This window comes from Paenibacillus sp. FSL E2-8871, from assembly GCF_038000345.1.
GTDB lineage: Bacteria > Bacillota > Bacilli > Paenibacillales > Paenibacillaceae > Paenibacillus_AQ.
Genome location: NZ_JBBOBV010000001.1, coordinates 1016697 through 1032412, shown reverse-complemented (window position 1 = coordinate 1032412; position 15716 = coordinate 1016697). Strand labels below are relative to the sequence as shown.

2 protein-coding genes are annotated in these 15716 nt (G+C 42.7%); both read right to left on the bottom strand.

The genetic code is table 11. The features are described 5' to 3' along the window. Positions 1-49 precede the first annotated feature (49 nt). A complete protein-coding gene (locus tag NYE25_RS04805) occupies positions 50-8545 on the bottom strand; it encodes a glycosyl hydrolase family 95 catalytic domain-containing protein (RefSeq protein ID WP_341145258.1) in 8496 nt (2831 codons plus the stop codon). Between the two features lie 91 nt (positions 8546-8636). Continuing rightward, the gene (locus tag NYE25_RS04800) at positions 8637-15644 is read right to left on the bottom strand and encodes a discoidin domain-containing protein (RefSeq protein WP_341145257.1); all 7008 of its coding nucleotides are present in this window, start codon (positions 15642-15644) and stop codon (positions 8637-8639) included. Positions 15645-15716: the final 72 nt, after the last annotated feature.

Below are 15716 nucleotides of genomic sequence, written 5' to 3'. Positions count from 1 at the left end.
CTCGGCTCAATCTTAATAATTCAACCGAGCACAATATATTAATCTTTTACTAATTCATAAACTTCAAATATTGAAAAAGCTGTTTGATCATCACTGCAGCCTCAACACGTGTGGCTGCATCCTGTGGAGCAAAGTTTATTTCTGTTTTACCTTTGACTAGTCCTTTGCTCGCTGCTTCTGTTACTGCTTGGCTAGCATAACCAGAGATACTAGCTTGATCGGCAAATGGAGTGCGCAATTGAGCTTCTGCTCTATGATCTCCTTGAACGAGCTGAACAGCGTTCATGATCATCACAATCATTTGCTCTCTCGTAATCCGTGAATCCGGACTAAATTCCCCTTCACCAACGCCTTGAACTAAGCCTAACTTCGCTGCTGTGTTCACATCCTTCGCGTACCACTTCGTAGTACTAACATCTGTAAATACGTTAGATAATGAATCCGTCGTTAGCCCAAGACCTCTTACCAAAAGCGCCGCAAATTGAGCACGGGAAACCTGGCTTGATGGATTAAACGTCCGATCCGTCATTCCGTTAATGATCAGCTTGGAGGCTAAGGTCTCAACATCCTTTTGCGCCCAATGTCCAACCATATCATCGAATGTTTTCTTGTTCTGAACGATGGTGTATAGACCATTTTCATGTCCGAAGATCGAGACTTCATTCTTGCCGTTCTTCACATTAAACACCGATGGTACGAAACGCATTTGTCCTGTAACCGGATCGAATATAACAGCGGTCGCAGTCGATGGATCTTGAATAACGCCATCCATATTTATGACACGTGTCATAAACGGATTTCCGAAACGTTGAAGCTCTTCTTCTTTATCATTCGATTTTAGAATGACTTTGTACGCGATGATGTCGCTTACTCGCTTCATTCCTTTTTCTACTATGGATTGTTCAAACTTCTGTTCATGCTGTGAAGTCGCATTATCCATTTGAATGATTAAGGTTGCACCCGCAACTTTAGCAGCTTTCTCAAGTTCTTCACGATTCAGATTGGCAAGCGGAAGTTCATAACTTCCTAAATGGTTTCTAAAAGCTATGATTATTTCCTTATTCGCCTTCATGCTGTTGTACAGAACATCAAGCGGCAGATGTACTGCATTCCATGCATTCACTCCTGGAATCTCGATATCGAGATTAGGGGTTCCTGTAGTTTTGTTAAGTGCTTCTAATTTCTTCGCTAAAGCTTCCTTATCAATGTTAATGGTCAGGCTCGTTGTTCCATTCTGTGCAGTTTCACTTTGTAGTTCTTTAGTTGTTGGAATATAACGATGTGGATCTTCTTTTGTAGGAGGGATCGTTGGTGTAGGTGATGGCGTTGGTCTGGTTGATGTCGTTGGGTTACCTGGATTTGTTCCTGGATCTGGAGTAGGCTCTGGACTTGAAGTAGGGTCAGGAGTGTCATTTTGACCGCTAATCACAATCTCTTTAAATCCATGAACCGCAGAACTATCCATTGCACTGGCAACCACTTTTACAGTTCCGTTCTTCACAGCTGTCAACAACCCGTTTACATCAATAATTGCTTTATTCGTAGGTGTGCGGCCATCGGCTTCGAATACAGCCCAAGTTACAGACTTATTAGTTGCATTGTCAGGTAACACGGTAGCGCCTAATTGAAGGGTTCCGTTCTTAGCGGTAATCGTCGACACATTACCTGCGCTTGTGATGTTAATCTTTTTAACATTCACAGGATCAGTGCCTGGATCAATAATGTCCGTTTGACCACTTATGGTAATAACCATGTCACCTTGAACACCAGAACCATCCACTGCTGTGGCTACCACTTTCACAGTTCCATCTTTCACAGCCGTGAGCAAGCCGGATACATCAATGGTTGCAATATCCGTTTCTGTTGTGCCATCTACTCCGTATACAGCCCATGTAACTGACTTATTGGTTGCATTGTCAGGTAGCACAGTAGCGCCTAATTGAAGAGTCCCGTACTTAGCGGTAATCGTTGTCACATTTCCTGAGCTTGTGATGATTATTTTTCCAACATTCACTGGATCAGTGCCTGGATCGATAATGTCCGTTTGACCACTAATGCTAATATCCATTTCATCATGAACACCAGAGCCATCCGTTGCTGTGGCTATCACCTTCACAGTTCCATCTTTCACAGCCGTTAGCAAACCGGTTTGATTAATTGTCGCTTTGTCCGTTGCTGTTATGCCATCTACTACATGCACAGACCATTTTACCGACTTTTTCGTTGCATTAGCAGGCAGTACAGTAGCGCCTAATTGGAGAGTTCCGTTCTTAGCAGTAATCACTGATGATTTACTTGTAATCGTGATCGATTGAACCATCTCATGTTTATTGATGCTATCTTCCATCACTTGCAACGCAGCAGTTAAGTCACTCGCCGCTTGCTGTAATTGCTGCTGTGTAACAGATAAGCTATCGCGTACTTTCTTCGCCTGATCAATGGCTTTTTGCAATGTTAGTTTTGAGCCTTCTGGATACTGACCATCTTCAGTCCCTTCTACAGCACCGTCGTGCTTGCTTTGGACTCTTGTAATGAGCGCTTTAAGGGCTTGATAGTCCTCATCCATCTCATTCTTCATAATGTTAATCTCTGCCGCTGAAGCCAATCCACCATGGCCTTCGATAGCAGTAAGTCTCAGGTACCTACTAGCGACCGGAGCGAATTCTACGATTTTCTCGGTGCTGTCATCATCCCAGCTTCCGCTTGTAAACTGTTTAAATGTTGTTCCGTCTAAACTGGTTGATAATACATAAGAAGTAATATTCCCGTTTTGTTCCCCGTTTTGTCTTGGCAAATACTTTAGTTTAGATATGATTCTCGTATTTCCAAGATCTAGGGTGATCGATTGTGGCAAATCCGCCATAGGATTCCATTCAGTATGCCAGATGGTTGAAGGGTTTCCATCTATGGCATTATCCGCTTCGTTTCCACTGCGATTACTGGTAGATGAAGCTGTCATTTCACTTTGCGGAATATCATTTGGATCTGTAACTGCAGGTGTATAATCATTCGTTCGCGTGACAATAAATCCTTGAGTTGCTTCTACGGAATCCGTACCAGGGATCATGCGATTGAAGTTGATTTTCTTGTCAACATCACTTTCTTTAAAACTATTCCCCGTGACAGTAACAGCTTTAGAGGCATCAAATGTAAGTTCAATACCACCTTGATTTGCAGTATTGTTCGTAAACGTTAACCCGTCTACACTCTTTGCATAAATCTCAGAATTGCCGCCCACCTTGTTAAACTGGTTGCCGTCAATCTCAATATGACTATGCACAGTCTTATCGGGATTCGTCAGAGAAGTATTCGGATCAATACTGATCACCGCGTTACCGTTATTATTAAACGTATTGTTACGGATCAAGACGTCCTTCACCATTCCTGATTCGTACCAGCTACTAGCATCATGTGCGATCAAGATCGCGCTCATCTGCATGCCATTAAACGTATTGTTCTCGATTCGAACAGAGCCGCGCGTTGTTACGAGGAGGCCTCTAGTCGGTATCGATTCAAACGTTGAATTCTTAACGGTGACATTCGGCGTCCATGTTGCATTTTCAACGACATACTCATTCGCAGTTATCGAAGAAGGTACCGGTTTATCTAGCGTAAGAACAATTTGAGTATCATTTAGGCGTGTCACATCGGTGACCACTGCACTTTCCTTCGAAAGTAAAGTCGACTTGTTGATATATTCGATCGTATCTCCGACGGCAAATGCATCAAAGCCCCAGCTCTCAGGATGCATAAATTGTACTTTGACCTGATTGGATGACGTTACTTGCACAATTTGCAGATGAGTGCCGTGAATGTTAATCGCATCATCGTGAGCTCCAGCAAAATAAGAGTTTAACACCCGAATCTCACCCTTGCCTCCAGAAACTTGCAAGAAGTCTGCCATTGATGCGTTCGTCCGTCCACTGCCTGTCTTTGGTGCAAAGTTCAAGTTATCGAGCGATACATTTTCACTATATTGGCTGATAATTCCAAGCCCAGGTGCAGCATAGAAGTTAACATCTGACCACGCAATATTCTTGCTTCGATAGATCAACGCACCTTGTTCTCTTCTTGTTGTATCCCGAAACTGAAATGTGTTTCCTACCGACAAATTTGGGCTCTTAGTGAAGTTGAATTGCACCTCACGTTTACCGAGATCCTTCGTGCTTGTTGTGCCGTCTAGAGGATTGGCCACTCTCCATGTCTGTTTCGTAGCTGGGTTATACTCTTGCACAGCGCGTACATTTTGTGTTCCGTTCTCTGTCCAGTTCTCCTCACCGAACCATACTAATTGATTATTCTGAATAGAGTACCATGAATCCGGATGTATACTCGCTTTCATGTAGTTGTTGCCTACTTCAGTTACAGTCATCTCCGATACGACAGGACGATTGAAATCGATGTTAATTCCGTTCACTTTAATATTTGTTGCATGGTCGAATACGATAGGTGTCATCACACCATGGAATAACAAGGTCGAACCGTTCCCTCGAATGGTAAGATCATCGATATCCTTGAATATAAGACCTACCTTACGAGTGCTACTAGGTGTCTGTTCTTTTGTGGTTGTATTTGAAATGAAATATTGCACTTGATTTGCGGTTAATGCTTTAAAATGATACGTTTCTGTAGGAAAGTCTAGGATGACAGGCTTCTGCGCCGCTTTGGCAGCCTCGATTGCCGCTCTTACTGCATCACCTGCGTCTTCACCTTTATAATTCAGGGTGATTACGCTATGATTAACTCCATTAATTGTTTCTAAAGTCTGTATATAATAATCTTCGGCTTTGTCCACGCTCTTAACTACACGAGACTGAATATCCGCTCGATCAACTGAAATATATGTGTTGTTCGAATTGTCATTCTTTTGATCTGTCACCCGAATTTTGAGTACATGCTCCTGATTCAACATCTCAGAGCTTTCAAAGAGCAGTTGTTGATCTAAACGCGAAGAGGCGTAAGTATCAACCAGTTGTTCAGGACCATCATCGATAGAGAATGCAACGATACCCTGATTATTGTTCTTAGCCCCATACAATTGCACTTTAGAGCCACTAAAACGCAAGAACGCATATGAATCCGTCTCGTTTGAATAATGATTGTCACGATTGTATGCCCCGGATTCGAATGCACTGTACTCCCATCCCGAGCCATATACAAACTGGTCATTCCCTGATCCGGTTGCATTGTCGTTCACGGTTCTATCTAATGAAAAAGCAAACTTCTGGTTACTCCCCTTACCGGCTTTATTTTGTACGAATTGTTCACCACTAGAAACACTGTTATTTGGCATTTCGATCACTTTGCCGCTAGCCCGATTTCTCAATTGATAATAGCCATCACCAGCATCTACAACTGACCATTCATCATTGTAGGTTGCATCATCGGTGAATGTGGCTTGAATGATTCCTGCACCTTCCTCTGTTGATGCATTCTCTACAGTAATTGCTTTTGAACTGCTCATTGAGATAATTTTGTAATAACCCGATGTTGTCTTCATAAACATCCATTGTTGATTTTGACCCGAACTTTCGGACCATTGTATGATAGCGGCGCCATCTGATTTAGAATCCTCGTTCACGTCCATACGAAGATTGCTGTGTTGGACGGTTAGATTGAACTTTTGCTGATCAAAAAAGTCTCTCACAGGATCGATTCTCACCAATTGCTCATCAGAATCTGTGATTGAAGATTGGATCAACTCTTTCCCAGTCCCTGTGCTAGTGTTTAAAGATGTAAGCGCTTTACCACTACCACGATTAACCAACTGAGAATAACCGTTCCCTTTATCAACGAGTAGCCATTCATCATTATAAGAGTTGTCTGAAGTGTAGGTTTGTTGAACGAGCTTTGCACCATCAGACATTGATTCATCTAGCACAGCAATCACTTTACTACTCAAGCTATTTGTGATTTTGTAGTATCTATCACTTACGCTTTCTGCATACCACTGCTGACTCTGTGATAACGATCCTGCTGTCATTTGAACAACCGCTGCTTGTTCTTGCTCCGATGCCCCTTCAATATCTAGCACATGACCACTATTTTTCATTGTCATTGTCAACAATTGTCCATCTTGTAAAGGAATTGAACCAATCGTGTAAACGTCTCCAACTTGAGTGTCGAAAGAAATCTGATTGTTATTGTCTACGGAATACTTTACATTTTGTCCCGCTTGATTCATGACAGTTGCTCCAGCTATGCTTGGATAAGAAACAACTGCACGATTGCCTTTATTAGATTTGACACTGATGCTTGTAGCTCTAGCATTGTTCCAATTCACACTAACCTCAAATCCCCCGCGGGCAACCAAGCCCGAATAACTTCCTTTCGGCCATGAAGCAGGGAGCGCTGGCAAAACATCAATATTGTCCAAATGACTTTGTAGCAGCATTTCAGACATGCCGGACGTAGCTCCGAAGTTGCCATCGATTTGGAATGGCGGATGCGTATCGAATAAGTTGTTTAATGTACTTCCAGTAAGCTGACCTTCCAGAATCGTATGTGCATGTGTGCCATCTTGCGCACGAGCCCACATGTTAATTTTGTTAGCTTTGCTCCACCCAGTACCCTCGTCTCCGCGATGCTGCAATGACACTCTGGCAGCTTCCATAAGCTCAGGTGTATTTTTGTTAATTTGCTTGCCTGGATATAAGGCAACTAGTTGGGACAAATGGCGATGTTTGTTATTCGGATCGTCGATGTCCTCTTTCCATTCTTGAATTTGACCGTACTTTCCTATTTTAATTGGAGACACCTGATTTAATTTACTTTGTACTTCCTCACGAAAATCGGAATCGACAGCTAATGTTGTACTTGCCTCCAAGTAGTTAGTAAATAAATCTTGTACAAGCTGCTGGTCATAGGCACATCCTGTACTGATCGTACCTTGCTCTGGTGAGTAACAAGGTGTGGATACCAATGTCCCATCCGTATCTTCTACTAAATACTGGGTCCAAAATCGTGTCGTTTCCTTCAATATTGGATAAACACGTGACTTTAGTAGATCGATATCTCCGGAAAATTTATAACTCTCCCAAATGTTATTCGAGATAAAAGCATTGGATGCTGGTGACCAGCCCCAATCAAAATTCCAACCCGGCGCAGTATATCCGAACGGATTGTTTGCCACTCCAATCGACCACGCATTAGAAATGCCATAATATTTTTCGGAAGAAACACGCCCAGGAGTACGCAGCGAATCTATGTAATCGATCAGTGGTGTCATTGTCTCCGAGAGATTCGTTACCATCGCTGGCCAATAGTTCATTTGAATATTGATATTAAAATGATGATCGCTGCTCCAAGGCGCTCTATTAGAATTATTCCACACACCCTGTAAGTTGGCCGGTAGTGAACCGGGACGAGAAGATGAAATCAACAAATATCGGCCATATTGATAAAATAAAACCTCAAGCGCTTTACTTTTCGTTCCTGCATAGGTGGCTAAGAGCTCGTCTGTCGGAATCGTAGGCTTGGACTCGCCCAAATCTAATTTCACACGATCAAATAATGACTTATAATCTTTCTTATGATTCTCAAGTAATGTTTCGTAAGATTTACTCTCAGCGGCATCCAATATCGCCACTTCCTCATTATGCGGATCAGTGCCTCTATAATTAGGATAGCTGTTAGCATAGTTGGTGCCTAATGATGTAAGGATGGTTAATGAATCTACATTCGCTGCATGGATCTTTCCGTTACCTGATGTTATATATCCACCTTGATTTAGGACGCGGAAGTTACCTTCATATAGCATATTGTTGTCTAGTACATTACCCCTAATATTAATGTTGTTGCCATTCGCCGTGACGGTCCCTCCCTGAGCACTTGTCGGGCGTACATCCAAGGACAGCTTACCCGGCTGATTGGCTGTCAGGCGAGTAACCATTACTTTATCTGGATAACTGACAAAGTATTCTCGTGTATACTCTACTCCATCCAGCGTGTATTTAACTCGAGATATCGCGTCTTCAAGATCAAGCTCCCGGCGATAATTCTCTACATTGGTTGTTGAGGACTTCTCAAAGTCCAGGTACAAGTCACCAAAGGTTAGATAACTTCCTAAGCCTTCATTCAAGCCTGTAAGATTCTCATCCGCTTCTTTGTGAGCACCATCGATATCCCCCGCGCGGAGTTTAGCTCGGACACTCTCTAAATGATCCGCACCACCCTCACGATTACCGAATGTATATGGGTTAGAAGTCGTTGGATCATCCGTGGAAGGCCAAGTATATACAAAAGAAGAACCTGGACCACCGGACCACAACGTTTTCTCATTTAACTGAATGCGTTCTTGCTCGATGCCACCAAAGATCATCCCTCCCATAAGGCCATTGCCAATTGGAAGCGCATCCGTTTCCCAATTTATCGCTGGTTGTCGGTACCATAGGGACAATTTATGTTCCGGTGCATCGGATAATCCAGTGATAGCGCTTACAGGATTTGCTTTAGCTATGGGGATAGATAAAGGATGCTGAATAATTAAGCTCAATGATAAAGCGCTCACAATCAAACGTTTAGCTAAAGATTTGATTTTAAACAAGATCATTCCCTCCTCCTTATATAACTAGTTGATAATTATTGTGCTCGGTTCACAGATCAGTGTGAGCCGAGCACAATTTTTAAACATTTATCTAGTTCATAAACTTCAAGTATTGCAAAACTTGTTTGATCATCACTGCTGCCTCAGCACGTGTGGCTGCATCTTGCGGAGCAAAAGCTGTTTCTGTTTTGCCTTTGATTAATCCTTGGCTTGCTGCTTCTGTTACGGCTTGGGTAGCGTAACCAGAGATACTAGCTTGATCGGCAAATGGAGTGCGCAATTGAGCTTCTGCTCTATCATCTCCTTGAACGAGCTGAATAGCGTTCATGATCATCACGACCATTTGCTCTCTCGTAATCCGTGAATCCGGACTAAATTTCCCTTCACCAACGCCTTGAATCAAACCAAGTTTCGCTGCTGTGTTCACATCCTGTGCATACCACGCAGTTGTATTAACATCTGCAAACACATTCGTTAACGATTCCGTCGATAACCCCAGTCCTCTTACCAGTAGTGCCGCAAATTGAGCACGTGTAACTTGGCCTGCTGGTGCAAACGTCCGATCCGACATTCCGTTAATGATCAGTTTAGAGGCTAAGGTTTCAACATCCTTTTGTGCCCAATGTCCAATCATATCATCGAATGTTTTCTTGTTCTGAACGATGGTGTATAGACCATTTTCATGTCCGAAGATCGAGACTTCAGTCTTGCCGTTCTTCACATTAAACACCGATGGTACGAAACGCATTTGTCCTGTAACCGGATCGAATATAACAGCGGTCGCAGTCGATGGATCTTGAATAACGCCATCCATATTTATGACACGTGTCATAAACGGATTTCCGAAACGTTGAAGCTCTTCTTCTTTATCATTCGATTTAAGAATGACTTTGTACGCGATGATGTCGCTTACTCGTTTCATTCCTTTTTCTACTATGGATTGTTCAAACTTCTGCTCATGCTGTGAAGTCACATTATCCATTCGAATGATTAAGGTTGCACCCGCAACTTTAGCTGCTTTCTCAAGTTCTTCACGATTAAGATTGGCAAGAGGTAGTTCATAACTGCCTAAATGGCTACTTATTGTAATGATTGTGTCCTTATTCGCTTTCATACTGTTGTACAAGACATCCAATGGCAGATTGACTGCATTCCATGAATTCATTCCCGGAATCTCGATGTCAAGATTAGGGGTTCCTGTAGTTTTGTTAAGTGCTTCTAACTTCTTCGCTAAAGCTTCCTTATCGATGTTAATGGTCAGGCTCGTTGTTCCGTTCTGTGCAGTTTCATTTTGTAGTTCTTTACCAGTTGGCACATAACGATGTGGATCTTCTTTTGTAGGAGGGGTCGTTGGTGTAGTTGTAGGACTCGTTGATGTCGTTGGGTTGCCTGGATTTGTTCCTGGGCTTGGAGTAGGCTCTGGGCTGTCATTTTGACCGCTTATCATAATCTCTTTTATTCCGTAAACTGTGGTGTTATCAACGGATGTTGCAACGACTTTCACAACGCCGTTCTTCGCAGCCGTTAACAACCCATTTGTATTGATGATTGCTTCATCCGCTATAGTTTTTCCATCTGCTTCATAGACCGCCCACGTAACGGTTTTGTTCGTAGCATTAGCCGGTTGGACTTCCGCTTGTAACTGCAGAGTTCCTTTCTTCACTTCAATGGACGACGAAACGCTCGTGATTGAGATAGACTGTACTTTAACATGTTGATTCTTTGAAGCCTCTAATACTTGAACTGCTGAATTCAAATCATTTGTTGCTTGTTCTAACTCAGACTGTGTAGCTGAATCATTGTCAAGCAATTGCTGTGCCTCCATGATCGAATCCATCAGTTTCTGTTTCGAACCTATTGCATACTGACCAACAGCCGTTCCTTCCACGACTAAATCATGAATGGCTCGTGCATCTGCGATTCGTGCGGCAAGTTGTGCTCTATTAACATCATCGCTTACGATCACATTCGCAACAGCTGGGATCACTGTGCCGTCTACCGCTCCACTTACGCTAAAGACACCCGCTTCGGCATACTGTGAAGGATCAATTACGTCCCATACAACTGATTTATTTTGGCTTGTTCCATCGCTGTATACAGCCGTTACAACTGTTGGCAGTACAGGTGGAGTTCCAATCACCGTAGCTACATTGACTGGCATGATATTTGTAATCACTGGTGCAGCTACAGGCTCCCATTTCGCATAGAGAGTAATATCATTTGCCGGAACCGTATCAACAGTAAAATCCCATACTGTATTCAAGGCTGCGTCTTGATACCAATTCACAAATTTAAATCCATCACGAGTCGGTTCTGTAGGCGCAGTAATTTTCGTACCGACTTCAACCCCATACAAGGAAGAAATCGAACTTCCTCCATTACTGTTGAAGTTAATCGTCGTACCGGTATTTAGTTGGGAAACTTTCCACTCATCATACCAACTTATCGCAATTCTGCGATTCTCGCTATCGAGTTCAAACGGAAGCCAAACATATCTGGAATCACTCAGATTATTCGGGTACCAGCGATCGGCCATAAAGATATATTTATTCGGAACGAGAGCGCCATTACCATCCCGATAAGGCAGGACAAATGTGCTTTGACTTCTGAAGGTAGTTTCTTCATAGTCGTTAACCATAGGATCGCCTTTAAATTCCCACGGTCCGAACATTCCTTCAGTGGAGACGTGGTATTCGGCACGGTTAGGATTCCAACCGGACAAGCCGGACGAAATCATATAATGGGCACCGTCTTGCTTGAAAATCGCTGGCGCTTCTCTCTTGTAGCTAAATATTCTCTTATAGTGAATGCCCTCTAAGGTTTCACCCTTTTCATTCTGAGCTGGACCTGTGTAATCATCATTCAACATCATGATCACGGTCGTTACATTTTCTTCAGAAGAATAAATCAAGTAGGCTTTGTCATGCGTCGCTTCATTACCATCGTCATCGACATACAATGTCATATCACGAAGCATTCCTTCATTATCTGTACCTTTATTTGGCAATCGGGATGAGCCGAGATATTTAAATGGTCCAGTCGGCGAATCACTGACAGCAACACCACCTTCGGCTGTCCAATATTCGCCAGCAATCGGTCCGTCTTGATGCCACCACAACACATAATTGTTGTTCTTCTTGTTGTAGACGACTTTAGGACGCTCGACAACTTTATCCCAGTTGAAATCTTTATACATCTTTTGCTTCTCTTCATTCGAATAATTCGCATACAGCGCATTTAGCTCAGCGATTCGAGCTGGTGAATTATGTTTACTGAGCGTATTGTTTGGCGCTTTCATGTTACCTGTATAATCTTCATCTTTACTTTTAATTTCTACTTTCCTATCCGGATCGTATGGAACCCCGCTATTCTTGTACGTTTCAGAATTTTCATCTAGATATAATGGCAGGTCATTTCCAGCCGGCACCACAGCTTCGCCAAGTTGAGGGTTATTGAAGACAGGCAATACAATGCCTTCATTTTGCCATTTGTACAAATCTTTGGACGAATATGCGTGAACTCCAGTAGGAAGATAACCTTCCGTCTTGTCTTCACCGTACCAGTAATATGTCTTATTCTTCTCGTTGTACAGAATGCCTCCGCCATGTGCTTGAATCGGCACGCCTTCCGTATCCAACCATACTTCACCGCTCTTAATGGAGTTTCTGTTATTTACAGTCAAATAGAGATTGTATAAGTCATTTATCTGTCTGGTGTATTGCGAAATGCTTTCTTCGGTTAAATCACTAAGATCACCGATCGTTGTAATTTTCTTTTCTATCGCAGCTTCCACTTTTGGACTAATGTCTGACAACGTGCGCAATTGATCGATTGCTGATTGTAGTTTACTAGTATCAAAAGTCGCTGTTTGTTTCTGACTAACTGCAATTTCTGCAGCGCTGAGTGTGTTACCGTCACCGCCAGTAGTTATAGCCTGAATCGCGATATACCGAGCTTCAACGGATTTGAACGTTGCGGATTGAACACTCGTGCTATAGTCATCAAAAGAACCATTTGCTGCAAATTTGAAATTCTCGTCCAAATAAGCTTGCGTACCGACAGCGTCAGCAGGTAAATCCTTCAGATTCACATCGCTGTAATAGATTTTGAATTGTTTGATGCGGCCGTTTGCCTTGTCTTGTCTTGGTGTAACAAGCACCTTACCAACGTCACGCATACTCTCACCCAGATCTACAACGATATAATCGCCAGATTTATACTTCACTCCATTCTTGTCCCAGTTCGATTCGAAGTAGGTAGATATGTCGTTATCCACCATTAGATTGGCTGGATTCGCGTAATAAGCTTCTGGTGTATAGAAAAGGCTCATTCCCTTAATATTTGGATCACTGTTTTGAATATTGGATATTTCAGTTAAGATACGGCTGGCAAATTTCGCGATCTCTTCTTGTGTCGCTGTTGCGCTATTTAGCAGAGTACTAGCTCGACTAAGGATCGCGTCCAGATTCTTGAAGTAAGACTCATCTTTCCCAGAATCTGTTTTGAACTTCTCTGCAGCTTGAATTGCGCTGTCTAAGCTGGAGAAATCCACTTTATATCCCTGCTTGTTAAAAATATTGATCTCTGCAGCAGATGCATATTGCTTACCTGCATCGCTTCTCGATTCAAGTGCAGTAAATCTAACATATTTAGCACCCTGCGCATTAAAGGTTGCAGTTTTCTCTGTCTTATCGGCATTCCAAGTTCCTTCTGCAACTACTTTGGTGAATTTATCACCATCGTCACTTACAGAAACTTCGAACTTAGTGACTACACCATTCCAGTCTACATCCTGTCGTGGCAAATATTGAAGTTTATAGATACCGTTATATGCTTTACCGAGATTATAAGTAATGGAATGCGGAAGTGTTGAATAATCGTTGTTATATGCAGTGTGCCATTTAGTCCAAAGATCGCCATCAATAGTCTTCTCCGGTCCATCCTCAGATGCGGAATTGTCAGACGTTGCCGTCATCTGGCTTTGTGGGATAAGTCCTTGGCCTAAAACGCTATATTCGACGTTCAGTTTGTAAAGGATTTGTGTGATCTCTTCCTGTGTTGCTAAAGTGTTCTTTTGAACAACTTTGGCTTCAACCACCAACTTTTGCAAATCCGATACATTTACATTTGCGTTATTAGCTGAGATATAGTCTTCTGCTCTAGAAATTGCATTAGCGAGTGAAGTCGTATCCACTGTGAAATTGGACTTTCTCATAATATTTATCTCTGCAGCCGATGCGTACTGTGCTCCAGACCCATTACTTTCATCTACGTTTAACCTTACAAACTTCGCTTTCTGCGTAGAAAACGTTGCAGTTTTTTCGGATTTATCGTTCTTCCAGGTTCCTTTCGCAACCGGTGTGAAGTTATCGCCATCCGAACTCACTTCGATGGTAAACTTCGTTACAATACCGTTCTCATCTTTATCTTGCCGAGGCATATAACTCAGCTTGTTGACATCATATTCGGCTCCAAGATCATAGGTTATCGAATGCGGTCCCGCATTATAAGGGTCCCATGAAGTGTGCCAATTTGTCCAAGCATCTCCATCCAATGTTCTCTCAGCTTCTTCACCAGACTGAGCGCTACTTGCTGTTGCCGTCATATCACTCTGAGGAATTAGAGAGTCGCTTGTATAGGTAGCGCCATCAATTACGAAGGTTGTGATGGATTTTGCTCCAACAGTCGTTTGCAACATATTATCCAGAACAGGAACTTTAGTCTTCTGTACGACATTCTCTGTCGCGGAAGAAACATAAGGCGTTGCATCTCCAGAGATCGTATCGAACTGTGACAAGTCTAAAGAAATATTTTGACTGGTTACGTTAGGATTTCTATATACAACATGAATTTTGTTAGTTGAAGGATCATAAGCGGCCAACGTGTTATCGTCGGTATCCTCTATGAAACGTGCACCCTGCGGAATAAATTTACTAAATTGCTGCATGGCGTAATACTTCTTCGTATACCACCATTCTTGCGTGTCGAAATCTGCATGAAGGAGACCCCAGTTCATGTTCTCCTTATCCTTTTGCATATTCTTCTCGCTTTCAAACGCTTGCCAAGTGATCCACGCCGTAGGTTCTAGCCAAGTAATGTCCGTCATAATTCTTTCTGCCAAAGCTAGTGCTGGTTCGAAATCATCATGGTCGTGAGCAACCCCAGATGGACCTAAATCCACTTCAGACATCCACAACGTTTTGTCTGCAGCTTTGGCGGCATCTCTGATCTCAGCTCGCTTTGAACCACCGTAGGAGTGGGTATTCATTTTACCAACATTAGCTTTAGTTGTCTCATCATAAGAGTTCCAGTTACTTACAAAGGTGTCCAGAATAGATTCATCCATGGCAGCTATTTGTACAGATTGTAGATTTGCTGCATCCAATTTAGCACGTGTCGTATTTATGATCTTCATTTGAGAACCAACATCCCAGTGGGAACCCTCTTGACCCCCACCGAATCCCCAGTAACTCGTACTAGGTTCATTCACTGGTGATAGATAATTGAAGTCAATATTCCAGTCATCTTTGAAATGCTTAACCACTTCTGTCAAATAATTAGCAAAGTTCTCGTACTCATCCGGCTTCAAGTTGTCTTTCCCCGAATCCCAGTGACCAGTCGTACTTCCGCTTTCCGTCATATAATACGGAGCAGAGTTCGAGAACGCTTCCAGAATGTTGGCACCTCGTTCTTTAGCCGCCTGCAGCCACCAACGCTGATTAGCATCTTGCGCCCAATCAAATACTCCAGGTGATGGAGAGAATCCGGGTACTTCCCCTCCTTGGCGCATCGTATTGTAAGCAGGATTCTCTCCGCCGCCTATATTATATCTAGCAATATTAAAATTCAATCCGTCTGGAGAATATAGTGCATCAGCCATTGCATTTTTGACTTTATCGTTCCAACCACCAGTGATATTACCGAACCAGGCAAGTGAGGTTCCCCATCCCTCCCAAGATTGCTTCATATGGTTTGGATCTAATTTAATCGTAGTATTCGCTGCATCTACCTTCTGACCTGTTAAACCCATAAACATAGGTGCGACTAAAGAAATAGAAAGAAAAGACATGGTCAACCTTCGTTTAAATGTAGTAATCATCCAGATTACCCCCTTCTCATAAAAATAATCATAGAAACCACTTCTTTACTATCTTCCGATCAACATTGCAAA

Excerpts from the sequence above, each read along its gene's own strand:
- NYE25_RS04800 (WP_341145257.1), bottom strand. The coding sequence starts at position 15,644 with ATGATTACTACATTTAAACGAAGGTTGACCATGTCTTTTCTTTCTATT.